Genomic DNA, 24,179 nt, shown 5'->3' on the forward strand with positions numbered 1-24,179 from the left:
GGAGACATACCATGCTCAAACCCGAATACGTATCCGGCCGTGGCCTGCTGCGCGGCAAGTCGGTGCTGATCACGGCCGCCGCGGGCGCCGGCATCGGCTTTTCCGCCGCCCTGCGCGCCGCCGAGGAAGGCTGCCGCGCGCTGATGATCAGCGATATCCACGAGGGCCGCCTGAACGAGGCGGTGGAGCGCATCCGCCAGGCCTGCGGCCTGCAAGCGGTGTACGGGCAGGTCTGCAACGTCACCAACGAGGAACAGGTGCGCACCCTGGTGGCCGCCGCCGAGGAGCGCCTGAATGGCGTCGACGTGCTGATCAACAACGCCGGGCTGGGCGGCTCGCGCTCGCTGGTGGAGATGACCGACGAGGAGTGGAACCGTGTCCTCGACGTCACCCTCACCGGCACCATGCGCATGACCCGCGCCATGCTGCCGTACATGATGGAGCGCCGCGCCGGCGCCATCGTCAACAACGCCTCGGTGCTCGGCTGGCGCGCGCAGAAGGAGCAGAGCCACTACGCCGCGGCCAAGGCCGGGGTGATGGCGCTGACCCGCTGCGCCGCCGTGGAAGCGGCCGAGCACGGCATCCGCATCAATGCGGTGAGCCCGAGCATTGCCCTGCACGACTTCCTGCGCAAATCCGCGCCGCAGGAGCTGCTGGACAAGCTGGCCGCCAACGAAGCCTTCGGCCGCGCCGCCGAGGTCTGGGAAATCGCCAACGTGATGATGTTCCTGGCCAGCGACTACAGCTCCTACATGACCGGCGAAGTGCTGTCGGTCTCCAGCCAGAGGGCCTGATATGGCACGCGTCTTCGAACATCCGGAAGAGCTGCTGGCCTGTGTCGGCGAAGTCCTCGGCGAGAGCGCCTGGATCACCGTCGAGCAGTCGCGCATCGAGCAGTTCGCCGAAGCGACCGGCGACCACCAGTGGATTCACGTCGATCCGGTTCGCGCGGCCAGTGGCCCCTACGGCACCTGCATCGCCCACGGCTACCTGACGCTGTCGCTGGTCAACCTGTTCCTGCCGCAGATCGTCGAGGTGCGCGGCATTTCCATGGGCGTGAACTACGGCTGTGACCGCGTGCGCTTCCCCAACGTGGTCAAGGCCGGCGCCCGCGTGCGCGGCCGCGCCGAGCTGGTCGCCGCCGAGGCGGTGAAGGGCGCGGTGCAGTCCACCGTGCGCGTCAGCGTCGAGATCGAGGGCGAAGACCGCCCCGGCTGCGTGGTGGACACCATCAGCCGTTATTACCCGGCCTAACCGGCTCCTACAGGGTGGCCGAACCTAGAACAATCCGAGGATTCGCAATGAGAGAAGCCGTAATCGTCTCCACCGCCCGTACCGCCATCGGCAAGGCCTTCCGCGGCGCCTTCAACGACACCGAGGCGCCCGCCATGGGCGGTGCGGTGGTGGCCGAGGTGGTGCGCCGCGCCGGCGTCGAGCCGGGCGAGGTGGAGGACGTCATCATGGGCGCCGCCGCCCAGCAGGGTACCCAGGCCTACAACCTCGGCCGCCTCTGCGCCATCGCCGGCGGCCTGCCGTCGAGCGTGGCCGGCATGGCGGTGGAACGCCAGTGCGCCTCCGGCCTGATGAGCATCGCCATCGCCGCCAAGTCGATCGCCTGCAACGAGCTGGACATCGCCGTGGCCGGTGGCCTGGAGTCCATCTCCCTGGTGCAGAACAAGCACAAGAATGCCTACCGCAACCAATCGCAGATCGTGTTGGAACGCGACCCGGCGGCCTATATCCCGATGATCGAGACCGCCGAGATCGTCGCCGCCCGCTACGGCATCAGCCGCGAAGCCCAGGATGCCTACTCCCTGCGCAGCCAGCAGCGCACCGCTGCAGCCCAGCGTGACGGCCTGTTCGCCGACGAGATCCTGCCGATGCGCACGCAGCGCCTGGTGGTGGATAAGGCCACTGGTGAAAGCCGCCATGAAGCCGTGCTGATCGAGCGCGACGAATGCAACCGCGCCGACACCACCCTGGCCAGCCTCGCCGCGCTGGAGCCGGTATGGCAGGGCGGCCAGTGGACCGGGGCGGGCCAATTCATCACTGCCGGCAACGCATCGCAACTTTCCGATGGCGCTTCGGCCTCGCTGCTGATGGAAGCCCGCGAAGCCGAGCGCCGTGGCCTGCAGCCGCTGGGCATCTACCGTGGCCTGGCGGTGGCCGGCTGCAACGCCGACGAGATGGGCATCGGCCCGGTCTTCGCGGTGCCCAAGCTGCTCAAGCGCCACGGCCTGAAGGTGGACGACATCGGCCTGTGGGAGCTCAACGAGGCCTTCGCCTGCCAGGTGCTGTTCTGCCAGGACAAGCTGGGCATCCCCGAGGAGCGCCTGAACGTCAACGGTGGCGCCATCGCCATCGGCCATCCGTTCGGCATGTCCGGTGCGCGCATGGCGGGCCACGCGCTGCTGGAAGGTCGTCGCCGCGGCGTGCGCTACGTCGTGGTGAGCATGTGCATCGGCGGTGGCATGGGCGCGGCAGCGCTGTTCGAGGTGGCCTGATGGACGCGCAACTGGTCCGCCGGCGCATGGCGCGCTATGTGGAGCTGGTGGATGCCGGCGACATCGACGGCATCCTGTCGCTCTACGCCGATGACGCGGTGGTCGAGGACCCGGTGGGCGCCAAGCCCCTGGTCGGGATCGAAGCCATCGCCCGTTTCTACCGCGAGGGCCTGGGCCGCGCCGAGGCGAGCGCCCAGCTCACCGGGCCGGTGCGGGTCACCGGCAACGGCTGCGGGGCGATGCCGTTCCGCGTCGACCTGAACTGGAACGGCGAACCCTGCAGCCTGCACGTGATCGACGTGATGGAATTCGACGCCCACGGCCGCATTCGTTCGATGAAAGCCTACTGGGGTGACCTCAACGTGGAACGGAGACCGGAATGAACCTGGAACAACGACTCGAGCGCCTGGAGGCGCTCGAAGCCATCCGCCAACTCAAGCACCGCTACCTCAATGCCTGCGACCTGAAGGACGTGGACGCGATTCGCGCCTGCTTCGCTGACGGCGAGGTGCTGATCGACTACGGCCCGCTGGGCGTATTCCGTGGCCGCGAGCCGTTCCTGGCGCTGTACCAGGAACTGGCCTGCGTGCCGCGGGTGATCGACTTGCACCATGCGGCCAACCCGGAGATCGAGCTGGAGGATGCCGACAACGCCCGCGCGCGCTGGGCCCTGCATTACCAGAACCGCGACGGCGAGACCGGGGCAACCCGCCAACTGGGCGGCTTCTACCAGGACCGCTACCGGCGCGTCGACGGCCAGTGGCGGATCGTCGAGACGACCTTCCGCGGGCATTTCGAGGTGGCACGGGACTAACCGCCGGGACGTGCTTTTGTTCTTCGTAGGTGCGAGCTTGCTCGCGAACCCAGGCCCCGCAGCGGGGATTGTTCGCGAGCAAGCTCGCTCCTACAGGGATGCTGCGCTCCTGCGCACGTCCATCTCACGGACGACACTCAAGGTCAGCCAGCGTAATCCGGATTCTGGCTCTTGCCCGTTTCGTAAAACGCCTTGAGGTTCACCGCGATCTTCGCCACGGTCTTCTTCAGCGCACCAGCCAGCAACCATTCGCCAAGACGACCGCCACGCAGCTCGCCATCCAGACTCAGGCTCAAACGGGTACGCCCGCCGCTTTCAGGGTGCAGCGCATAGCGGAAACTGGCCTCGCGGAAGGGGAAGGGCGGTCCCTGCTCGGCGCGGTGCAGGCGCAGCACCAGGCCCTGGCCTTCGTGCCACTCGACCACGCTTTCATCGAGGAAGCCGCGCTTCATCAGCACCCGGCGGCTGGCGCCCAGCCCGTCACGCGGGCCGGGGTGGAATTCGCAGCCGGTCAGGCCGGGCACATAGTGCGGCGCCAGGCTGAGGTCGCGCAGGCGAGCCCAGGCAGCGTCCGGGTTGAGGTCGAGAACCAGTTCGTGACGGGCGCTGAGCATGTGCTTACCCCTGCGCCGCTTCGAGGAAGGCCGGCCGCTCGCCGCCGCCGTGCACGGCGATTTCGGCGCCGCTGACATACGCGGCCATCGACGAGGCCAGGTACAGGCAGGCATCGCCGATGTCGCCCGGCTCCGCCAGGCGCGCCAGCGGAATGGTGTCGGCCACGCGCTGAATGCCGGCCTCGTCGCCATAGTGCAGGTGGCTCTGTTCGGTACGGATCAGGCCGCCGATCACGGCGTTCACCCGTACCTTCGGCGCCCATTCCACCGCCAGCGAACGGCCCAGGTTGAGCAGCCCGGCCTTGGCCGCGCCGTAGGCGGCGGTGCCGGGGGAGGGGCGCACGGCGCTGACGCTGCAGATATTGACGATGGCGCCGCCGCCGGCCTGCTTCTGCATGCGCTGGTTGGCCAGCTGGCAGAGGTTCAGCGGGGCCAGCAGGTTGAGCCGTACTATGGCCTCGGAAAAGCGCGGCGAGGCTTCGGCGGCATCGGCGTAGGGTGCACCGCCGGCATTGTTGATCAGCACGTCGAGGCGCCCGTGGCGCTCGTCGATGGCGGCCATCAGCGCCTGCAACTGCTCGAAGTCGCGCACGTCGCAGGGGATGAACCAGGCTTCACGCCCCGCGTGGCTGGGCAGCTGCGCGGGCGCTTCGCGTCCGCAGATCACCACTTCGGCGCCCTGTTCCAGGAAGCGCTGGCTGATGCCCCGGCCAACGCCCTTGCCGCCGCCGGTGACCAGCACCACCTGGCCGCTGAAATCCAATGCTCGTGTCATGTCCGCTCCTCGATGGGGAAGGCTTCCAGCCTAGGCGCGATGCCCTCTCGCGCCCACGTCCGAAGGGACTAGGGCGGCGCCTCTGTTCGACCATGGTGTTGGCCGTAAGTGAGGTGTATCGGCGTACAACCGCGAACGGTTGTACGCCCTACGTTAGCGGCGAGCCAGGCGTTGGCCTGCGGCCCCCTGACCCTCTCCCGGGGGAGAGGGGACTGACATGGCATCCGGCGAGCGCTATGCCTCCCGGCAACGCTAGACGGCCCCCTCTCCCTGAGGGAGAGGGCTGGGGTGAGGGGGAATCGCAGGCGCGGACTTCCCCGGAGGCATCAGAGGAACGGTCCACACTCCCGAATCCCCCGTAGTCCTCTCGGACGATGTGTCGCCCTCCCAGGCGCCGAAATAATCCCGGCACATTCCCCTCCCTGGAGCGACGCCATGGCCGCCTTGCCGCAAGGGCACTTCGTCACCCTCAACGACGGACTCCGATTGCATTACCTGGACAACGGCAGCGGCGACGCCGTGCTGTTCATCCATGGCAGCGGCCCCGGCGCCAGCGGCCACAGCAACTTCAAGCTGAACTACCCGGAATTCGCCGCCGCCGGCCATCGCGTGCTGGTCCCGGACCTGCCCGGCTACGGCGCCAGCGACAAGCCGGAAACCGACTACACCCTGGACTTCTTCGTCGACGCCATGTTCGGCCTGCTCGACGCCCTGGACATCCCTCGCTGCACGCTGGTGGGCAACTCCCTGGGCGGCGCCATCGCCATCAAGATGGCCCTCGACCAGCCGCAGCGCATCGCGCGCCTGGTGCTGATGGCGCCCGGCGGGTTGATGGAAAAGGAGCAGTACTACCTGCAGATGGAAGGCATCCAGAAGATGGGCGCCGCCTTCGCCAACGGCGAGCTGAACGACGCCGACGGCATGCGCCGCCTGCTTTCGCTGCAGCTCTTCGATCCCTCGCAGATCAGCGACGAGACGGTCAACGAGCGCGTCGCCGTGGTGCTGGAGCAGCCGCGCTGCGTGCTGACCCGCATGCAGGTGCCGAACCTGGCCGGGCGCGTGGCCGAATTGGCCTGCCCGATCCTCGGCTTCTGGGGCATGAACGACAAGTTCTGCCCCGCCAGCGGCGCGCAGACGCTGATGGACGCCTGCCGCAACATCCGCTTCGTGCTGCTCAGCGAGTGCGGGCACTGGGTGATGGTCGAGCACCGAGCGCTGTTCAACCGCGAAGTGCTGGCCTTCCTCGAGGAGACCCCGGCATGAGCGAGGTTCTCCAGCGGCAGCACGCCGACGAACTCTACGCCGCCCTGGTCGAGGGTCGCACCCTGGCGCCGCTGACCGAGCGCTGGGCGCAGATCGGCATCGAGGACGCCTACCGCATCTCCCAACACATGCTGCAACGGCGCCTGGCCGACGGCGACGAGCTAGTGGGCAAGAAGATCGGCGTCACCTCCGAGGCCGTGCAGCGCATGCTCAACGTGCACCAGCCGGACTTCGGTTTCATCACCCGCAAGATGTGGTTCGCCAACGGCGCCGACATCTCGCTGTCGGAAAACCGCCTGATCCAGCCGCGCGCCGAGGGCGAGATCGCTTTCCGCCTCAAGCGCGACCTCAAGGGCCCCGGCGTCACCGAGGCCGACGTGCTGGAGGCCACCGAATGCGTGATGGCCTGCTTCGAGATCGTCGACTCGCGCATCCACGACTGGAAGATCCGCATCCAGGACACCGTGGCCGACAACGCTTCCTGCGGCGTGTTCGTGCTCGGCGAGGTGGAGCGCGACCCGCGTGAGCTGGACCTGCCCAACCTGCACATGCGCGTGCGCAAGAACGGCGTGCAGATCAGCGAGGGCCTGGGCTCGGCGGTGCAGGGCAATCCGCTCACCGCCGTGGCCTGGCTGGCCAACACCCTGGGCGCCTTCGGCATCCCCTTCAAGGCCGGCGAAATCATCCTCTCTGGCTCGCTGGTCCCACTGGAACCGGCGAAGGCGGGCGACCGTTTCGAACTGGATATCGACGGCCTGGGCAGCGCCCAGGTGTCCTTCCGTGCATAGGAGTCATCCATGAGCAAGAAACTCAGGGCCGCGATCATCGGCCCCGGCAACATCGGCACCGACCTGCTGATGAAGATGCGCAGGTCCGAGTGGATCGAACCGGTCTGGATGGTCGGCGTCGACCCGTCTTCCGACGGCCTGGCGCGCGCCCGTGAATTCGGCCTGAAGACCACCTCCGACGGCGTCGACGGCCTGCTGCCGCACGTGCTGGACGACGACATCCGCATCGCCTTCGATGCCACCTCCGCTTACGTCCACGCCGAGAACAGCCGCAAGCTGAACACGCTGGGCGTGATCATGGTCGACCTGACTCCGGCCGCCATCGGCCCGTTCTGCGTGCCGCCGGTGAACCTCGCCGAGCATGCCGGCAACCTGGCGATGAACGTCAACATGGTCACCTGCGGCGGCCAGGCCACCATCCCCATGGTGGCGGCGGTCTCGCGGGTGCAGCCGGTGGACTACGCCGAGATCGTCGCCACCGTGTCCTCCCGTTCGGTCGGGCCGGGCACGCGCAAGAACATCGACGAATTCACCCGCACCACCGCCGGCGCCATCGAGCAGGTGGGCGGGGCGAAGCAGGGCAAGGCGATCATCGTCATCAACCCGGCCGAGCCGCCGCTGATGATGCGCGACACCATCCACTGCCTGACCGCGACCGCGCCGGACCAGGCGGCCATCCGCGCCTCGGTGCACGAGATGATCCGCGAAGTGCAGCGCTACGTGCCGGGCTACAAGCTGATCAACGGCCCGGTGTTCGACGGCAACCGCGTCTCGGTGTACCTGGAAGTGGAAGGTCTGGGCGACTACCTGCCCAAGTCCGCCGGCAACCTCGACATCATGACCGCCGCCGGCCTGCGCACCGCCGAGATGTTCGCCGAACAAGCCCACCAGGGCGCCCTGCAATTGCCGGCCCGCTAAGGAGAATGACCATGAACCTGCAAGGTAAGAAGGTCCGCCTGCACGACATGAGCCTGCGCGACGGCATGCACGCCAAGCGCCATCAGATCAGCCTGGAGCAGATGGTTTCCGTCGCCACCGGCCTGGACGAGGCCGGCGTGCCGCTGATCGAGATCACCCATGGCGACGGCCTGGGCGGCGCCTCGGTGAACTATGGCTTCCCGGCCCACACCGACCGCGAATACTTCGAGGCGGTGATTCCCAAGCTCAAGCAGGCCAAGGTCTCGGCGCTGCTGCTGCCGGGCATCGGCACCGTCGAGCACCTGAAGATGGCCCATGGCTGCGGCGTGTCCACCATCCGCGTGGCGACCCACTGCACCGAGGCGGACGTCTCCGAGCAGCACATCGGCATGTCCCGCGAGATGGGCCTGGACACCGTCGGCTTCCTGATGATGGCGCACATGGTCAGCGCCGAGCAGCTGCTGGAACAGGCGCGGCTGATGGAAAGCTTCGGCGCCAACTGCATCTACTGCACCGACTCGGCCGGTTACATGCTGCCCGATGAAGTCAGCCAGAAGATCGGCCTGCTGCGCGCCGAGCTGAAGGCGAACACCGAGGTCGGCTTCCACGGCCACCACAACATGGGCATGGCCATCGCCAACTCCCTGGCGGCCATCGAGGCCGGCGCCGCGCGCATCGACGGCTCGGTCGCGGGCCTGGGCGCTGGCGCCGGCAACACCCCGCTGGAAGTCTTCGTCGCCGTGCTCAAGCGCATGGGCGTGGACAGCGGCGTGGACCTGTACCGCATCATGGACGTCGCCGAGGACCTGGTGGTGCCGATGATGGACCACCCGATCCGCCTCGACCGCGATGCGCTGACCCTGGGCTATGCCGGCGTGTACAGCTCCTTCCTGCTGTTCGCCAAGCGCGCCGAGGCCCGCTACGGCATCTCCGCCCGCGAGCTGCTGGTGGAGCTGGGTCGCCGTGGCACCGTGGGCGGCCAGGAAGACATGATCGAGGACCTGGCGCTGACCATGGCGGCCAAGGCCGGTCTGCTGCCGACCTGATACGCGGCAGTACCAGCAGGGTGATTCCCGAGCGATCGGGGATCACCCTGTTTTCATTTCCGGCCTTGCTCCGCGTTCAATGGGCGTCAGCCGACGGTTGCGACGGCGGGGCGATCTTGTGCATCAGCGGGATCAGCAGCAGCGTGACCGCGAAGCACGCGCCGATGATCAGGAAGGCGTCGGAGAAGGTCATGGTCTGCGCCTCGCGGAAGGTCAGGTTCCACAGCTGCCGCAGGGCCTGCTGGCTGACTTCCCCGGCGGCGTCCAGATGCGGCGCCAGCCAGTCGCCGAGGGCTTCGTTGCGCGCGTTCAGGTGTTCGGCCAGGCGCAGGAAGTGCAGGTTGGTGCGGTCGTTGAGCACGGTGGCGCAGGCGGCGATACCGATGGCCCCGCCCAGGTTGCGCATTAGGTTGAACAGCCCCGAAGCCAGTTTCAGTCGTGTCGGCGGCAGCGAGCCGAGCGCCAGGGTCACGGTGGGCGCCACGCTGAACTGCTGCGCCATGCCGCGCAGCGCCTGCGGCAGCATCAGTTGGGCGGCGCCCCAGTCATGGGTGATGGGGGAGAACTCCCACATCGACAGGGCGAACATGCCCAGGCCCAGCGCCAGTATCCAGCGCAGGTCGAAGCGCTTGGCCAGGGCCGCATAGATCGGGATGCTCATCACCTGGAAAATGCCCGTGGAGAACACCGCCAGGCCGATGTCCAGGGCGCTGTAGCCGCGCACCCGGCCGAGGAACAGCGGGGTCAGGTAGATGGTGGCGAAGATGCCGATGCCGGTGACGAAGGAGAACAGGCAGCCCAGGGCGAAGTTGCGCTCCTTGAGGGCGCGCAGGTCGACGATGGGGTTCTTCGAGGTCAGGCTGCGGGCGATGAAGGCCACGCCGGTAAGGCCGGAGATCCAGGCGGTGGCGAGGATGGTGTCATCGCTGAACCAGTTCCACCGCGGGCCTTCCTCCATGGTGTATTCCAGGCAGCCGAGGAATACCGCCATCAGCAGCATGGCCGGGTAGTCGGCGCCTTTCACCAGCGACCAGTCAGGCTTGTCGATGCGCACCATGATCGGCACCACGATGGCGACGAACAGGCCGGGCACCAGATTGATGTAGAACAGCCAGGGCCAGGAGGAAATGTCGGTGATCCAGCCGCCGACCACCGGGCCCATGGTTGGTGCGAGGGAGGCAATTCCACCGATGGTGGCGGCCACCACCACGCGCTGCTTGCCGTCGAAGTAGAGGAAGCCGGTGGTGAACACCATGGGGATCATCGAACCGCCGAGAAACCCTTGCAGCGCGCGGAAGGCGATCATGCTCTGGATGTTCCAGGCCATGGCGCAGAGCAGGCTGGTGAGGGTGAAGCCCAGGGCCGAGGCGGCGAACAGCCAGCGGGTGGACATCACCTTGGACAACCAGCCGGACAGGGGGATGACGATGATCTCGGCGATCAGGTAGCTGGTCTGCACCCAGGCGATGTCGTCCGCGCCCGCCGACAGGCCGCCGCCGATGTCGCGCAGCGAGGCGGAGACGATCTGGATGTCGATCAGGGCGATGAACATGCCCACGCACATGCAGGCGAAGGCGATCACCTTCTGCCGGGTGGACAGGCTCTCGACCGCCACCACGTCATCCGACCAGAAGTTCACGGCCGCTGCTCCTGGGCCACGCGCGGGTCGACTTCATGGCGATGTTCGCGGGTGTCCACCTCGACCACCACCGAGAGGCCGGGGCGCAGGTCGCCGAGCTTGCCGTCCGCCGCGTCGAGGTGCACGCGCACCGGCACGCGCTGGACGATCTTGGTGAAGTTGCCGGTGGCATTCTCCGGCGGCAGGATGCTGAACTGTGCGCCGGTGGCCGGCGCCAGGCTGTCCAGGTGGCCGTGGAAGACCTTGCCCGGCAGGATGTCGGCCTCGATGGTCACCGCCTGGCCGGCCTTCATGTGCGCCAACTGGTCCTCCTTGAAGTTGGCGTCCACCCACAGTCCTTGTGCGGGCACCACCGCGAGCAACTGGGTGCCGGCGGAAACATAACCGCCCACCCGGCCCCGGCGGTTGCCGATGTAGCCGTCCACCGGCGCGCGCAGCTCGGTGTAGCCCACGTCCAGCCGGGCCCGGTCGCGTTCGGCGACGGCCTGCTCCAGGGCGGCCTGGGCCTGCTGCCGCTGGCTCTGGATCACGTCCAGCTGGCGGCGCGCGGCGAGCAGGGTGGCACGGGCCTTGTCGCTGTTGGCACGGGCGGTTTTCCAGCTGGCGTCGGCGCGTTGCGCGGCCTCCACCGAAACGGCGTTGGTGCGCACCAGGGTGGCGTAGCGGCGCTGGTCGTCGCGGGTGCGGGTTTCCTCGGCGCTGGCCGCATCGATTTCCGCCTGGCTCTGGCGGATCAGCGCGTCCTGCAGCGCCGCCTGGGCATCGACGTTGACCAGCAGCGCCTGCTCGGCATGCACCGCGCCTTCGGCCTTGGCCAGTGCCGCGCGGTAATCGCGGTCGTCGATGCGCGCCAGCAGGTCGCCGGCGTGGACGAACTGGTTGTCGCTGACTTTCAACTCGGTGATGTAGCCGGCCACGCGTGGGCTGATGACGGTGACGTCACCACCGACATAGGCATCGTCGGTTTCCTCCAGGAAGCGGGCGTCGAGCCACCAGTGACCGGCATAGGCGGCGACGCCGAGTAGCGCCGCGCCAACGACGGCCAGCTTGAGCGCCTTGCGCGATCTGGGTTTGACCGTGTCGGCGGCCGGGGCGGAGACAATGGAGACGGGCTGGTTCATGGCGGCTACCGTTCGTTCAGGCGTGGGTGGGGGAAAGCAGGGCGCCGTCACGACGGCGGATCTGGTGCTGCGGCCCGATGGGCTCGCCGCTCTCGGCATCGACCAGGGCGATCTGCACCGGCTGGCCATTGCGCGTATCGATCAGTTGCACCGCGCCGCTCCCGGCGGCGTGGCGCTGGCCCCACTGCAGCAGGGTCAGCAGCACCGGACGCAGCTCACGGCCGGCGTCGGTGAGCAGGTACTCGTAGCGCGGCGGGTGGTCGTTGTAGCGGCTGCGCACAAGCAATCCGCTGTCGACCAGGGCACGCAGCCGGCGGGTCAGCACGTTGCTGGCGATGCCCAGGTGGGCGCTGAACTGTTCGAAGCGGCTGGAGCCATAGAAGGCTTCGCGCAGGATCAGCACGTTCCAGCTGTCGCCGACCAGGTCCAGCGCTTGGGCGACGGGGCAGGGCATGTGGTCGAAGCGGCTTCTGCGCATGGCGGTCAACCTCTTTAGATTAATATCGTCATCTAATCGGGGCGCTCTGAAACGGCCTCTGCAAAGCGGAGAGCAAAGCGCCTTGGCTAAATATTATGGTTGTAATCTAATCCAGTGACTTGCTTTGCGCAAGTGACTCCGAAAGGAAGGGACGAACGGCGGAAGCGGGCATTCGCGAGCCACTGGGACGACCCTGATGCTTCGCCAGACAAGTGGCCCGATCCCGTGGCGGAACATGTGGGAAGCGGCGCTTCAGTTCAGCGCGAAGAGCAAGGCTTGATTCGAATAACAACTCGCGAAGTGCTGCCGATAGTTCATCGCGTGAAACCCCCGATCAATAACGGAACGTACGTCCTGAGCATTTTTGCGGGCAATAAAAAAAGCCGCCTGGGGGAGGCGGCCAAACCAAAGGACGATGAAGTGGAGCAGTCTGCCGACCGCTCTGGAGCGGGCGTCCGGCAGCACGTGCTGTTCATCTGGGCCAATCTTAATGGCCTACCCGGCGGATACTTAATCGATTGTTCTGATATTGAGTATCGACGTGGCTTGTTGGTGGCGAAGTACCCGGATTGTTATCTCTTGGCGCGTTCTGCGATGTGCAGGAACAGCATAAGAACCATTGCGTCAGTTGCGCTTGAACACCTGCCAGGATAATTCCAACAAAGGGGTAGAAGATGTCCGCGTTCCGTCTCTCCATGCTCGGCGCATTGGTCGCCGGCATTCCGTTCCAGTTGGCCCATGCGGCCGCCGTTTCCGACCAGTCCGAGGCCACCGGCTTCATCGAGGGCAGCAGCGCGAACCTGCTGCTGCGCAACTATTACTACAACAGCGACCGCAAGTCCGGCGCCCGCGACCGCCGCGACTGGACCCAGGGCTTCACCCTCAACTACAGCTCCGGCTTCACCCAGGGCACGGTGGGCTTCGGCGTCGAGGCGTTCGGCAACTGGGGTATCCGCCTGGATGGTGGAGCGGGCACCTCCGGCACCGGCAACCTGCCGGTGCGCGACGACGGCTCACCCGAAAGCGAATACGGCCGCGCCGGCGGCGCGCTGAAACTGCGCGTGTCGAAGACCGAACTGCGCTGGGGCGACCTGCAACCCCAGGCGCCGGTGTTTGCCGCCGGCGGCAGCCGCCTGTTCCCGCAGACGGCTACCGGTTTCAACCTGCTCAGCAGCGAGATCGACGGGCTGGACCTGGACGGCGGTCACTTCACCGGCGGCAACGGGCCGGTCACCACCAATGGCGACCACGGCATCTGGGCGTCCTACGCCAACGTCGAGGCCAGCAGCATCGACTACGTCGGCGGCAAATACGCGGTGAATGACAGCCTGAACCTGTCGCTCTACGCCTCCCAGTTGGAAGACGTGTGGCGCCAGTACTACGGCAATGCCAACTACACGCTGCCGCTGGCCGATCAGCAGTCGCTGAACTTCGACTTCAATATCTACCGCACCAACGACGACGGCAGCGCCAAGGCCGGCGATATCAGCAACACCACCTGGTCGTTCGCCACCGCCTACAACTTCCTCACCGCGCACACGATCACCCTGGCCTACCAGAAGGTCCACGGCGACACGCCGTTCGACTACGTCGCCTTCGGCCTCAATGGGCCTGGCGACACCGCCGACTCGATCTTCCTCGCCAACTCGATCCAGTACTCGGACTTCAACGGCCCGGAAGAGAAATCCTGGCAGGCGCGCTACGACCTCAACATGAGCAGCTACGGCGTACCCGGCCTGAGCTTCATGGCGCGCTACGTCAACGGCCATGGCATCGACGGCTCGAAGATGGCAGCCGACAGCCAATACCGTGGTTACAACTACGGCGAGGACGGCAAGCACCACGAGACCAACCTGGAAGCCAGGTACGTGGTGCAATCCGGGCCGGCCAAGGACCTGTCGCTGCGCCTGCGCGAGGCGATCCACCGGGGCAACGCCGACCAGGCCGAGGGTGACGTCAACGAGTTCCGGCTGATCGTCGACTACCCGATCTCGATTCTCTGATCACGACCAACCCCGCCTCGCCGGCGGGGTTTTTCGTTCATGGTGGTGCTCAGGCGGCCTTGCGGTAGTCCGGCGTCAGCCGCGCGAACAGCGCCGCCAGCAGGTCCAGCGCCGAGCACAGCACGAAGTAGAGCAGGGCGACGAACAGGAAGACTTCCGTGGGATGCACCATCACCCGGTTGCTTACCTGGGTGGCGACGAAGGACAGCTCGCCGACGCCGATCACGTAGGCCAGCGAGGTGTCCTTGATCAGCGAGACCCACTGGTTGAGGAAGGACGGCAGCATGATCGGCAGCGCCTGCGGCAGGATCACCAGGCGCAGCACCTGCCACGGGCGCAGGCCGAGGGCGCGGGCGGCATCCCACTGGCCTTTGGGCAGGCTCTCGATGCCGGCATGCACCGAGTGCGCAAGATAGGCCCCGCCGATCAGCGACAACGCGCAGACCACGGTGCCCAGCGCCGGGACGTCGATGTGCAGGACGATGGGCAGCAGGAAGTAGGTCCAGAAGATCAGCATCAGCACCGGGATGGCGCGGAAGAACCCGAGGAACGCCACCAGCAGCAGGCGTGGTTTGCCGCGCAATACCGACAGCGCGATGCCCAGCACCAGGCCGATGATGGCCGAGGCGATGCCGGAGGCCAGCGCCAGGATCACGGTCAGCGCGGCGCCGCCCAGCGGGCCGTCCGGGTACGCGCCGATGAGGAAGTAGGACAGGTTGTCCTGGATGACGGAGAAGTCCATGTCAGGCTCCCTGGCGGTAGCGGCGAGTCTGCTGGAGCGCCTGGCCCAGCGCCTCGATCAAGGCGATGGCGCCGATGTACAGCAGGGTGGCGATGCCGAAGGCCTGGAAGGTCTTGAAGGTCTGCGTCTCCACTTGGCGCGAGGCGTAGGACAGCTCGGCGAGCCCGATGGCCATGGCCAGCGAGGAATTCTTCAGCGCATTCATGTACTGGCCCATCAGCGGCGGCAATGCGGTGCGCAATGCCTGCGGCAGGATCACCCAGCGCCACACCTGCAGCGGCCGCAGACCCAGCGCCATGCCGGCTTCACGCTGTTGCGGGCTGACCGAGGCGATCCCGGCGCGGAACTCCTCGGCGATGAAGGCGGTGGTGTAGAGCGTCAGGCCCCAGGCGGCAGCGAGGAATTCGAAGGACGGCCAGCTCAGCCCGCCCAGCTCATGGGGCGTGTTGAGCCAGACCACGAAGTCTTCCGGCAGCAGCGCCGGCACGCCGAAGTACCAGAAGAACAGCTGCACCAGCAGCGGCGTATTGCGAAACAGCGCGAGATAGGCTCGCGCCGGCCAGGCCAGCCAGCGGGATTTCGCCTGCCGCGCCACGGCCAACGGCGCCCCGGACAAGGTGGCGAATACGCAGCAGAACAGGGAAATGCCGAGGGTGAGCAGGAAGCCGTCGAGCAACCAGCTCAGATAGGTTTGGGCGAGCAGTTCGCCGAACATCGGAAGGTTTCCATCATGCAGGGGAAAAAACGGCAACGCCCCACGGTGCGTGGGGCGTGCGGTGGTGCGGTGCGGGCGGCGGAATCAGCTCTTGTCGCCGATCCTGTACAGGCGCGCCAGGGGCGTCTTGGTGTCCGCGCCGAACCAGGTGTCGTAGATCTTCTGCGCCTGGCCGTTCGCTTCCAGGTCCTGCAGGCTCTGGTTGACGAACTCGGTCAGGGCCGTCTCGCCCTTGGGAATGCCGACGCCGATCAGGTCATTGGAAATGGTGAAGGGCGGCACTTCGTACTTGTCCTTGTCCGGCACGTTGGCCAGCAGGCCGATCAGCTTCGGGCCGTCCTGGGTGATGGCCTGGACCTGGCCGTTGCGCAGGGCGGTGAAGGCGAAGGGGGTGTCGTCGTAGGCGATGACCTTGGCGCCGGGGAATTTCTCCCGCAGCACGCCTTCGTTGACCGTGCCTTTGTCCACGCCGACGCGCCATTTGTTCAGGTCTTCCGGCGATTTCAGGCTGCCTTTCTTGACGATGAACTGCTGGCCGGACGAGAAGTAGGGGATGCTGAAATCCACCTGCTGGGCGCGCTCGGGGGTGATGGTGAAGTTGGCCAGCACCAGGTCGACCTTGTTCGCGGTCAGCAGCGGAATGCGGTTGGCCGGGTTGGTCGGCAGCACTTGCAGCTTCACCCCCAGCTTGTCGGCCAGGGCCTTGGCGTAATCCACGTCCAGGCCTTCGATCTGCTTGCTTTTGGCATCGACGAAGCCGAACGGCGGGTTGCTGTCGAACGCGGCGACTCGCAGCACGCCGGCCTTCTTGATGTCCTCCAGACGGTCGGCGTGGGCCAGGCCGGAGAGTACGGCCAGGGCGAGGGCGGTAACGGCAGTGAGTTTCTTCATGGATTTCCAGCTCCTTTCGGAACGCGCCAATCCGGCGCGCTTCCCTATGATCGAGAGCGGGCGTTCAGGGTGTGAGAGGCCCGCGATAGAGCCGCGGGGGTGGCCCGTCGGCGAGGCCGAGTCTGGCAGGAAGCGGGGTATTCGGAGAAAGAATGAATCGGTCTACCTGATAACCTGATGGAATATATATCTGAATTGTCATGGTGTTTAAGAAATAAAAGACTGTCGCGCCGAGACACCTGCCCACTGCAGCAGCGGCGGACAGGTGCTGCCCTCAGCTGGGCGTCATTGCTTGCGAATGTTCACGATCGACGCGCCGCCGTTGCCGGTACGAAAGTCGAACGCCACCTTGTCGCCCACCTTCAGGCCATCCAGCTGTCCCGCACGGGTCTTGAACGCCATGGTCATCGGCGGCCACTGCAAGGCCGGTACCGCGCCGTGGGCCAGCGTGACCGTGCCGTGGGCGGCATCGATCGCCCTGATCGTGCCTTCGGCGTGGGCGGCGGGCGTCGCTTGAGGGGGTTCCATCGACATGCCGCTCATGTCCGTGCGGTTCATCTTCATACCGCCCATGTTCATACCAGCAGTGTCCTCGGCGATCGCCGGGGCGGAAAGGGCGAGCAGTACGGCGGCTGCCGAGAGGTAGCGAATGTTCATGCGATTTCTCCAGAGTGGGGTTGGGTTGCCGCATCCGCCTGGCGACGGCGCATCAGCCAGTAGGCGGCGGGGATGACGAACAGGGACAGGAGCGGGGCGGTGATCATGCCGCCGACCATGGGCACGGCGATGCGGCTCATCACCTCGCTGCCGGCGCCGCTGCTCCAGAGGATCGGCAGCAGGCCGGCGACGATCACGGCCACGGTCATGGCCTTGGGACGTACACGCTGTACCGCACCCTCGCGGATGGCCGCGAGCAGCGCCGTGGCGTCGCCCGGACCTTGGCGTTCGGCCCAGGCGTTCTTCAGGTAGATCAGCATGATCACCCCGAACTCCGCCGCGACCCCGGCCAGGGCAATGAAGCCGACCCCGGTGGCGACCGACAGGTTGAAGCCCATCAGGTACAGCAGCCACACGCCGCCAGTGAGGGCGAAGGGCAGGGCGGCCATGATCAGCAGCGCCTCGTCGAAGCGGCCGAAGGTCAGGTAGAGCAGCACGAAGATGATCGCCAGGGTCGCCGGCACCACCAGCTTGAGCCGGGCGTTGGCGCGCTCCAGGTACTCGAACTGGCCGGAGTAGCTCAGGCTCGTGCCCGGCGCCAGCCGCACGTCGCGCTCCACCGCCTGGCGCAGGTCCGCCACCACCGAGGCCAGGTCGCGGCCGCGCACGTCGACGTAGACCCAGCCGGAGAGGCGGGCATTCTCGCTCTTGAGCATCGGCGGTCCCTCGCTGATGCGCACCCGCGCCACGCTGCCCAGGGTGATCTGGCCGCCCTGGGCGGTGTAGATCGGCAGTTGCTGCAGCGCATCGAGCGAGTCGCGCCATTCGCGCGGGTAGCGCACGTTGATCGGGTAGCGGGCGAGGCCTTCCACCGTCTCGCCGACGTTCTCGCCGCCGATGGCGCTGCCGACGATGGCCTGCACGTCGGCGATGTTCATGCCGTAGCGGGCCGCCGCCTGGCGGTCGATGTCGACATCGATGTAGCGCCCGCCGCTGAGGCGCTCGGCCAGCGCCGAGGTCACTCCGGGAATGCCCTTGGCCACCCGCTCCACCGCCAGGGCGGCACGATCGATCTCGGCCAGGTCGGTGCCGGCGACCTTCACCCCGATGGGGCTCTTGATGCCGGTGGCGAGCATGTCGATGCGGTTGCGGATCGGCGGAATCCAGATGTTGGTCAGGCCCGGCACCTGCACCACGCGGTCCAGTTCCTCCACCAGCTTTTCGCTGGTCATGCCCGGCCGCCACTCATCCCTGGGCTTGAAGCGGATGGTGGTCTCGAACATCTCCAGCGGCGCCGGGTCGGTGGCCGACTCGGCGCGCCCGGCCTTGCCGAACACGCTGGCCACCTCCGGCACGCTCCTGATCAGGCGGTCGGTGCTCTGCAGCAGCTCCGAAGCCTTCTGCGCGGAGAGGCCGGGCAGGGCGGACGGCATGTACAGCAGGTCGCCCTCGTCCAGCGGCGGGAGGAACTCGCCGCCCAGCTGGGACAGCGGCCAGAGCCCGGTGAGGAAGACCACCACCGCGGCCGCCAGTGTCGCGCGCGGCCGGCGCAGCACCGCATCCAGCGCCGGCTGGTAGAGGCTGATCAGCCAGCGATTGAGCGGGTTGCGCTGCTCCGAGGGCAGGCGCCCGCGAATCCAGTAGCCCATCAGCACCGGCACCAGGGTCACGGAAAGCCCGGCGGCGCCGGCCATGGCGTAGGTCTTGGTGAAGGCCAGCGGGCCGAACAGGCGGCCCTCCTGTGCCTGCAGGGTGAACACCGGAATGAACGACAGGGTGATGATCAGCAGACTGAAGAACAACGCCGGGCCGACCTCCACGGCCGCCTCGGTCATCACCCGCCAGTGCTGCTCGCCCGTGAGTGGCGTGTCCGGGTGCTTTGCGTGCCAGGCCTCGACGCGCTTGTGCGCGTTCTCGATCATCACCACCGCCGCGTCGACCATCGCGCCGATGGCAATGGCGATGCCGCCCAGGGACATGATGTTGGCGTTGATCCCCTGGTGGCGCATGACGATCAGCGCGATGAGCACCCCCACCGGCAGCGAGACAATGGCCACCAGCGACGAGCGCAGGTGCCAGAGGAACGCGGCGCAGACCAGCGCGACCACGATGAATTCCTCGATCAGCTTGTGGCTGAGGTTGGACACCGCGCGGTCGATCAACTGGCTGCGGTCGTAGGTGGTGACGATCTCCACGCCCTCGGGCAGGCTCTTCTTCAGCGCCTGAAGCTTGTCCTTCACTCGGATGATGGCTTCGCGGGCGTTCTTGCCGCTGCGCAGGACGATCACTCCGCCGACCGCTTCGCCTTCGCCGTCCAGTTCGCCGATGCCCCGGCGCATTTCCGGGCCGAGCTGGATGCTGGCGACGTCGCCCAGGGTGACCGGGCTGCCGTTGGCGGCCAGGCGCAGGGGAATCGCGCGGAAGTCCGCCAGGGTCTTCAGGTAACCCGAGGCGCGCACCATGAACTCGGCCTCGCCCAGTTCGAGCACACCGCCGCCGGTTTCCTGGTTGGCCTTGCCGAGCGCCTCGATCACCTGCCCCTGGGTAATGCCCAGGCTGGCCAGCCGCACCGGATCGAGCACGACCTGGTACTGGCGGACCATGCCGCCCACGGTGGCCACTTCGGCCACGTCCGGCACCGTCTTCAGCTCGAACTTGAGGAACCAGTCCTGCAAGGCACGCAACTGGGCGAGGTCATGCCGGCCCGTGCGGTCGACCAGGGCGTACTGGTAGATCCAGCCGACGCCGGTGGCGTCCGGGCCCAGCGCCGTTTTCGCGGTGGGCGGCAGGCGCGACTGCACCTGGTTGAGATACTCCAGCACCCGCGAGCGCGCCCAGTAGAGGTCGGTGCCGTCCTCGAACAGCACATAGACGAAGCTGTCGCCGAAGGAGGAGAACCCGCGCACCGTCTTCGCGCCGGGCACCGACAGCATGGTGGTGGCCAGCGGGTAGGTGACCTGGTTCTCGACGATCTGCGGCGCCTGCCCCGGATAGCTGGTGCGGATGATCACCTGCACGTCGGAGAGGTCCGGCAGCGCATCGATCGGCGTGCTGCGCAGCGACCACAGGCCCCAGGCGACGATGAACAGCGTGGCCAGCAGCACCAGCAAGCGGTTGGCCACCGACCAGCGTATGAGTCGGGCGATCATGGCCGGTCCTCCTGCTCGATGACCAACCCCGCATCGCCCTGGCTGACGCCGAAGCGGACGCGGTCGCCGGCCTTCAGGCCCGCCGCCAGTTCCGGGCGGGCGAGGGCGAAGGTCATGGTCATGCCGGGCATGCCCAGGGTGTTGAACGGGCCGTGGCTGATGGTCAGGCCCTGGTTGGAGATTTCCACGATGCGGCCATCCGCCTCATGCACGGCGGGCGCCGTGGCCGCAGGCTCGGCGGTTCGCACTTCGATGCCTTTCAGGCTGGCTTCGGAGTCGATCAGGAACTGCCCGGAAGTGACCACCCGCTGGCCTTCGTCCAGCCCGTGCAGGACCGCCACCAGGCCGTCGTTTTCCTGGCCCAGGCGAACCTCGACCGGACGGAAGCGGCCCTGGTCCTCGGCCAGCATCACCAGGTTGCGTTTGCCGGTGCGGATCACCGCTTCGCTTGGAATCTGCAGCACGCTGGCCTGGCCGGCGAGGTCGAGACTGACCTGGGCGGTCATGCCGGGGCGCAGCTGGCCGTCGGGGTTGGGCAGTTCGATGCGCAGGCGCAGGGTGCGGCTCTGCTGGTCGTTTTCCGGCAGGATGCTGGCCAGGGTGCCGGTCACCGGGCGATCCGGGAACGCCGGCAGACGGGCATCGACGCTCTGGCCGACCTTGAGTCCTCCGGCCTGGCTCTCCGGCACCGCCGCTTCCAGCCACACCTGGCCCAGGCCGTTGATCCGCGCCAGCGGCGCGCCGGCCGCCAGGCTCATGCCGGGGCGCACCTCCAGTTCGCGGATCACTCCGGCGATCGGCGAACCCAGCGTGATCACCGGGCGGGCCTTGCCGCTGCGGGCGACCTGCTCGACCAGCGCGGCCGGCATTCCCGCCAGCAGCAGGCGTTGCCGTGCCGCCGCCAGCAGGGCCGGTTCCGCGGCGCCGCGCAGGGCGAGGAATTCCTCCTGCAGGCCGGCCCATTCCGGCACCAGGATGTCGGCGATGGGCGCACCGGCCTTCACCACATCGCCCGGCGCCAGGGCGTAGGCGCGCTCGACGAAGCCGCCGGCGCGCGCCTGCAACAGGGCCACGTCGCGGTCATTGAAGGTCAGCACGCCGGTGACCTGCAGCCTGCGGTCGAGCTTGCCACGGCTGACCGTTGCCAGGCGCATGCCGAGGTTCTGCTGGATGCCCGGCTCGATGCGCACCGATGGCGTGCTGCCAGTAGCAGCAGCGGAATCGGCATACTTGGGCACCAGTTGCATATCCATGAATGGCGACTTGCCCGGCGCATCGAAGTGTTGCTGCGGGACCATCGGGTCGTACCAGTAGAGCGCCTTGCGCTCGGTGCTGGCGGGAGCAGCGCTCGCCGGGGCGTGCCCTTGCTGGGCGAACCAGTAGCCGCCAGCGCCGCCGGCGGACAGCGCGAGGACCAGCAGGATGGAGGTTTTCAAAGGGAAACGGCTCATGCGCGGCCCTCCTCGTAGGTGAAGTAGAGACGCGCCGCTACCAGTGCCAGGGCGCCTTGCAGGTCGATCTGTCGCAGCCGTGCCTCGACCTGTTGCTGGCGCGCGCTGACCACCTCGTCGAGCCCGGTCTTGCCGGCGCGGTAGCCGGCCAGGGCCAGGCGCACCTTTTCCTCGGCCAGCGGCACCAGGGTTGCGCTGCTGCGCTCGACGGCGCGTTGCAGGCGCCGGTATTCGGCCAGGTCGTCCTCCAGTTGCTGCTCGTGCTCGCGGGCCAACGCCTCGCGTTCGGCCTCCAGTTGCCGGACCTGGGCGCGCCGCGCGGCGATCTTCGGGTCCTGGCGCGTGCCGGTGAACAGCGGCAGGTCGAAGCTGACCTGAAGCGTCATCATGTCGCCGAACTCACGGCCACGGCGCTGGTAATCAACCTCCCAGCTCCAGTCCGGTTTCTTCTCGGCCAGCGCCTCGCGCACCAGGGCTTCGGCCTCGCGGGTCATGGGGCCGTAGGCGGCGAGTTCCGGGTGCTGGTGCAGTACCTGCAAGGAGTGGGAGGCATCGATGGGCCAATGCGGGAAGTCGCCCGCCAGCTCCGGCGGCGCGTCCTGGCCGATCCAGCGCTTGAGCGCTGCCCGCGCCTGGGCGGCCTGGCGCAACAGGTCGTCCTTCTGCTCATCCAGCAGCGCGGCTTCCTGGCGCGGCGCCACCGCATCGACCGTGCTCGCGCCGCCACTGGCGAGGCGGGCGCGGACGGTGGCATCGAGCAGGCGGTTCTCGCGGTAGAAATCATCGAACATGGCCAGCTTGCGTTGCAGCGTATAGGCGGTGATCCAGGCTTGCGCCGAAGCGCTGCGGACCTTCAGGCGCTCGACGCCGGCCTCGGCGTCGGCGCGTTCCACGGCGGCCTGCGCGGTCTCGATGCGGGCCTTGCGCTTGTCGCGGTTGGGCACCTCCTGCATCAGGCCAACCACCTGCATGGACATGTTGTCGCGCTGGGTGGTCCAGCGCTCATCGCCCTCAATGGGGACGTTCTGCAGGCCCAGGTTCAGCTTGGGGTCGGGCAATTCCCCGGCTGGGATGGCGGCGCTTTTCGCCGCCGAGACTTTTTCGCTCTGCGCGAGCAGGGACGGGGCGTTACGTTCGGCCAGCAACAGGGCGTCGTCCAGCGACAGGGACGCACCCTCGGCGGACAGGCTGGACAGCAGGGCGAACAGCATCCAGCCCGGATGGAGTCGGATGGGAGTCACGATGTGGATTCCTCTGGAAAACCAGCGCATAGGCGCAAGCCACCCGGCAGCCACCAGGGGCGCGGGCGGGGTTCAGATCGAGAGAGGAATCAGGCGCAGGGAGGTCGCCAGAGGTCGGCAGGCGCCTGGCTGAGGACTACTTCGGTATAGGGCGCGGGGCGCTGGGGCGTAGCGGCGGGAGGCGCGGTCTTCAGGACGCTGACCTGCAACAGGCTGCCGGTCTTGCATTCCTGCCCGCTCTTGCAGTCCTTCTTGCCGTGCTGGGTCATCTTGCCCAGGTCCTGGCAGCAGTCCTGGTCCATGCCCGCCATCCGGCCCATGCCCATGCTCTGCATCGGGCAGGGTTCGGTCGGCGCCTCGATGCCCGCCATCCCGGTCAGGGGAAGCGCAAGGCTGAGCAGCAGGACGATCAACAGCCGCAGGCGACGAGTCATGGTGCGCAGTGTAGAGGGCGGCCCGGTGCGGCGGCAACGATTGAATCGACGGGATTACCGAATCGTCATGCTCGCCTCAGCTTGCCGTTAGGGTCGGCGCCGTAAGGTGGAGTCATTCCCCACCACACCGACGAGGTGACTGCCATGAAACTGCAACGCGTACTCCTGCTCGCCGCCCTGCTGGGCACGTCCTCCCTGGCGCTGGCCGATGGCGGCGGCGACATCACCTTCGCCCGCATGGAGCAGGCCCGCCTGCAGGTCATGCAGGCTCGCCAGACGAGCGCGGAGCAACTGGCCGAGGTGAAGCAGTGCACGCCCATGCCGTGTTGTCATTGATCCACTCGGCCAGGTCATAGGTGATGTTGCCCTCCAGGACCGTCACCCATTTGGAGCTGGTGGCCTTTTCCAGGCCGAAGTCGGTGTAGAGACGGCCGAACTTGAGGTTGACGGGCGCAAAGCCGGTGTAGGTGACGCTGGCTTCGTCGAAGTAGCCGGTGTCGTCGTTGCCGGTGTTGTGCGAGAGGTCGTAGTTGATCTGGTACTTCCAGTCCTTGTGGGCCGTGCCGCCGATATCGATAAAGGCCCGGCGCAGGTAGGCCGCGTCGGCGCTATTACCATTCCTGGTGTAGTAGTCGTCAAAGCGGGCGTAGTCGGCCTGCAGGCGGCCGCCCAGCTTGAAGCTGAACTCCTTGTCGGTGGTCGCCACTTCGAGTCCGCCCTTGGTCTTGATGACGATGTCGGTGCCATCGGTGGTGACGGTGCCGGCCTGTGCCGACAGGGTGGCGGTACTCAACAGCAGGCCCAGCGCCATGCGATCGGGCCATTGGGAGTTGGATTTGCCGAACATGCGCTTCTCCTCGTTGCGACGTGTAGTGATTGGCGAGGCGCAGGCTCGGAGGGGCGGATGACGGTTCCGTGCATTTTGCGTGTCAGTTG

25 protein-coding genes and 1 pseudogene are annotated in these 24,179 nt (G+C 67.2%); 12 read left to right on the forward strand and 14 right to left on the reverse strand.

From position 1 onward, the window contains the following. Window positions 1-11: 11 nt before the first annotated feature. Genes ACAW63_RS17790 through ACAW63_RS17810 form a run of 5 tightly spaced genes read left to right on the forward strand, consistent with a single transcriptional unit; the run spans window position 12 to window position 3,318 of the window. On the forward strand, window positions 12-794 hold the full coding sequence (locus ACAW63_RS17790; protein ID WP_371227319.1) for an SDR family oxidoreductase: 783 nt from the start codon (window positions 12-14) through the stop codon (window positions 792-794). Window position 795: 1 nt separating this feature from the next. Continuing rightward, on the forward strand, window positions 796-1,254 hold the full coding sequence (locus ACAW63_RS17795; RefSeq protein ID WP_371227320.1) for a MaoC family dehydratase: 459 nt from the start codon (window positions 796-798) through the stop codon (window positions 1,252-1,254). Window positions 1,255-1,301: 47 nt separating this feature from the next. Further along, window positions 1,302-2,504 (forward strand): acetyl-CoA C-acyltransferase, encoded by a 1,203-nt coding sequence (locus tag ACAW63_RS17800; protein ID WP_371227322.1) that lies wholly within the window; start codon window positions 1,302-1,304, stop codon window positions 2,502-2,504. Next, entirely contained in the window at window positions 2,501-2,887 is a 387-nt protein-coding gene (locus ACAW63_RS17805; protein WP_371234703.1) for a nuclear transport factor 2 family protein, read from the forward strand. Before ACAW63_RS17800 ends, ACAW63_RS17805 begins: the two co-directional genes overlap by 4 nt. Beyond that, the gene (locus ACAW63_RS17810; protein WP_371227324.1) at window positions 2,884-3,318 is read left to right on the forward strand and encodes a nuclear transport factor 2 family protein; all 435 of its coding nucleotides are present in this window, start codon (window positions 2,884-2,886) and stop codon (window positions 3,316-3,318) included. Before ACAW63_RS17805 ends, ACAW63_RS17810 begins: the two co-directional genes overlap by 4 nt. Before the next feature lie 143 nt (window positions 3,319-3,461). On the opposite strand, the gene ACAW63_RS17815 is transcribed toward ACAW63_RS17810, so the two are convergent. Continuing rightward, the gene (locus ACAW63_RS17815) at window positions 3,462-3,932 is read right to left on the reverse strand and encodes an SRPBCC family protein (RefSeq protein ID WP_331314691.1); all 471 of its coding nucleotides are present in this window, start codon (window positions 3,930-3,932) and stop codon (window positions 3,462-3,464) included. 4 nt (window positions 3,933-3,936) lie between these two features. After that, the gene (locus ACAW63_RS17820) at window positions 3,937-4,707 is read right to left on the reverse strand and encodes an SDR family oxidoreductase (protein WP_371227326.1); all 771 of its coding nucleotides are present in this window, start codon (window positions 4,705-4,707) and stop codon (window positions 3,937-3,939) included. Between the two features lie 435 nt (window positions 4,708-5,142). Here ACAW63_RS17820 and ACAW63_RS17825 point away from each other — a divergent pair, with 435 nt between their 5' ends. The 4 genes from ACAW63_RS17825 to dmpG are packed head-to-tail and all read left to right on the forward strand — an operon-like array spanning window position 5,143 to window position 8,722. Continuing rightward, window positions 5,143-5,970, forward strand: coding sequence for an alpha/beta fold hydrolase (locus ACAW63_RS17825; protein ID WP_371227328.1), 828 nt, complete (start codon window positions 5,143-5,145; stop codon window positions 5,968-5,970). Beyond that, window positions 5,967-6,758 (forward strand): fumarylacetoacetate hydrolase family protein, encoded by a 792-nt coding sequence (locus ACAW63_RS17830; protein ID WP_275607277.1) that lies wholly within the window; start codon window positions 5,967-5,969, stop codon window positions 6,756-6,758. Before ACAW63_RS17825 ends, ACAW63_RS17830 begins: the two co-directional genes overlap by 4 nt. Before the next feature lie 9 nt (window positions 6,759-6,767). Further along, window positions 6,768-7,676 (forward strand): acetaldehyde dehydrogenase (acetylating), encoded by a 909-nt coding sequence (locus tag ACAW63_RS17835; RefSeq protein WP_371227331.1) that lies wholly within the window; start codon window positions 6,768-6,770, stop codon window positions 7,674-7,676. A gap of 11 nt (window positions 7,677-7,687) precedes the next feature. Beyond that, window positions 7,688-8,722 carry a 4-hydroxy-2-oxovalerate aldolase gene (dmpG, locus tag ACAW63_RS17840; protein WP_275607276.1) on the forward strand — a complete coding sequence of 345 codons (1,035 nt, stop codon included), beginning with the start codon at window positions 7,688-7,690 and terminating at the stop codon, window positions 8,720-8,722. Window positions 8,723-8,798: 76 nt separating this feature from the next. On the opposite strand, the gene ACAW63_RS17845 is transcribed toward dmpG, so the two are convergent. The 3 genes from ACAW63_RS17845 to ACAW63_RS17855 form a co-directional block, all read right to left on the reverse strand. Next, window positions 8,799-10,286 (reverse strand): DHA2 family efflux MFS transporter permease subunit, encoded by a 1,488-nt coding sequence (locus tag ACAW63_RS17845; RefSeq protein ID WP_371234705.1) that lies wholly within the window; start codon window positions 10,284-10,286, stop codon window positions 8,799-8,801. 71 nt (window positions 10,287-10,357) lie between these two features. Then, window positions 10,358-11,482, reverse strand: a complete 1,125-nt coding sequence (locus ACAW63_RS17850) for an HlyD family secretion protein (RefSeq protein ID WP_275607275.1) — start codon at window positions 11,480-11,482, stop codon at window positions 10,358-10,360. A gap of 16 nt (window positions 11,483-11,498) precedes the next feature. Beyond that, window positions 11,499-11,960, reverse strand: a complete 462-nt coding sequence (locus ACAW63_RS17855) for a winged helix-turn-helix transcriptional regulator (RefSeq protein ID WP_371227334.1) — start codon at window positions 11,958-11,960, stop codon at window positions 11,499-11,501. Between the two features lie 225 nt (window positions 11,961-12,185). On the opposite strand from ACAW63_RS17855, the gene ACAW63_RS17860 reads away from it, so the two are divergent. Both ACAW63_RS17860 and ACAW63_RS17865 read left to right on the forward strand, forming a co-directional pair. Then, the gene (locus tag ACAW63_RS17860; RefSeq protein ID WP_371227335.1) at window positions 12,186-12,614 is read left to right on the forward strand and encodes a hypothetical protein; all 429 of its coding nucleotides are present in this window, start codon (window positions 12,186-12,188) and stop codon (window positions 12,612-12,614) included. A gap of 41 nt (window positions 12,615-12,655) precedes the next feature. Beyond that, a complete protein-coding gene (locus tag ACAW63_RS17865; RefSeq protein ID WP_371234706.1) occupies window positions 12,656-13,963 on the forward strand; it encodes an OprD family porin in 1,308 nt (435 codons plus the stop codon). Window positions 13,964-14,012: 49 nt separating this feature from the next. Here ACAW63_RS17865 and ACAW63_RS17870 read toward each other — a convergent pair whose 3' ends face one another. The 8 genes from ACAW63_RS17870 to ACAW63_RS17905 form a co-directional block, all read right to left on the reverse strand. After that, a complete protein-coding gene (locus ACAW63_RS17870) occupies window positions 14,013-14,705 on the reverse strand; it encodes an amino acid ABC transporter permease (protein WP_275607271.1) in 693 nt (230 codons plus the stop codon). Window position 14,706: 1 nt separating this feature from the next. Beyond that, complete coding sequence (locus tag ACAW63_RS17875) at window positions 14,707-15,420, reverse strand: amino acid ABC transporter permease (RefSeq protein ID WP_371227337.1); 714 nt, start codon at window positions 15,418-15,420, stop codon at window positions 14,707-14,709. 84 nt (window positions 15,421-15,504) lie between these two features. Beyond that, window positions 15,505-16,311, reverse strand: a complete 807-nt coding sequence (locus ACAW63_RS17880) for an ABC transporter substrate-binding protein (RefSeq protein ID WP_371227339.1) — start codon at window positions 16,309-16,311, stop codon at window positions 15,505-15,507. Between the two features lie 285 nt (window positions 16,312-16,596). Continuing rightward, window positions 16,597-16,968, reverse strand: coding sequence for a copper-binding protein (locus tag ACAW63_RS17885; protein ID WP_371227341.1), 372 nt, complete (start codon window positions 16,966-16,968; stop codon window positions 16,597-16,599). Then, window positions 16,965-20,117 (reverse strand): efflux RND transporter permease subunit, encoded by a 3,153-nt coding sequence (locus ACAW63_RS17890; RefSeq protein ID WP_371227343.1) that lies wholly within the window; start codon window positions 20,115-20,117, stop codon window positions 16,965-16,967. Before ACAW63_RS17890 ends, ACAW63_RS17885 begins: the two co-directional genes overlap by 4 nt. Then, complete coding sequence (locus tag ACAW63_RS17895) at window positions 20,114-21,568, reverse strand: efflux RND transporter periplasmic adaptor subunit (RefSeq protein WP_371227345.1); 1,455 nt, start codon at window positions 21,566-21,568, stop codon at window positions 20,114-20,116. Before ACAW63_RS17895 ends, ACAW63_RS17890 begins: the two co-directional genes overlap by 4 nt. Further along, on the reverse strand, window positions 21,565-22,809 hold the full coding sequence (locus ACAW63_RS17900; RefSeq protein ID WP_371227347.1) for a TolC family protein: 1,245 nt from the start codon (window positions 22,807-22,809) through the stop codon (window positions 21,565-21,567). The genes ACAW63_RS17895 and ACAW63_RS17900 overlap by 4 nt, the downstream gene beginning before the upstream one ends. A gap of 89 nt (window positions 22,810-22,898) precedes the next feature. Beyond that, on the reverse strand, window positions 22,899-23,243 hold the full coding sequence (locus ACAW63_RS17905) for a hypothetical protein (protein WP_371227349.1): 345 nt from the start codon (window positions 23,241-23,243) through the stop codon (window positions 22,899-22,901). A 144-nt stretch (window positions 23,244-23,387) separates the two neighbouring features. Between ACAW63_RS17905 and ACAW63_RS17910 the strand changes: the two genes are divergently transcribed. Continuing rightward, on the forward strand, window positions 23,388-23,579 hold the full coding sequence (locus tag ACAW63_RS17910; RefSeq protein ID WP_371227351.1) for a co-regulatory protein PtrA N-terminal domain-containing protein: 192 nt from the start codon (window positions 23,388-23,390) through the stop codon (window positions 23,577-23,579). Here ACAW63_RS17910 and ACAW63_RS17915 read toward each other — a convergent pair. Continuing rightward, window positions 23,575-24,054 (reverse strand): annotated as a pseudogene (locus ACAW63_RS17915) (porin); the annotation flags it as partial. The gene ACAW63_RS17910 and the pseudogene ACAW63_RS17915 overlap by 5 nt on opposite strands. Window positions 24,055-24,179: the final 125 nt, after the last annotated feature.

The organism is Pseudomonas sp. QE6, assembly GCF_041379005.1.
Taxonomy (GTDB): Bacteria; Pseudomonadota; Gammaproteobacteria; order Pseudomonadales; family Pseudomonadaceae; genus Pseudomonas.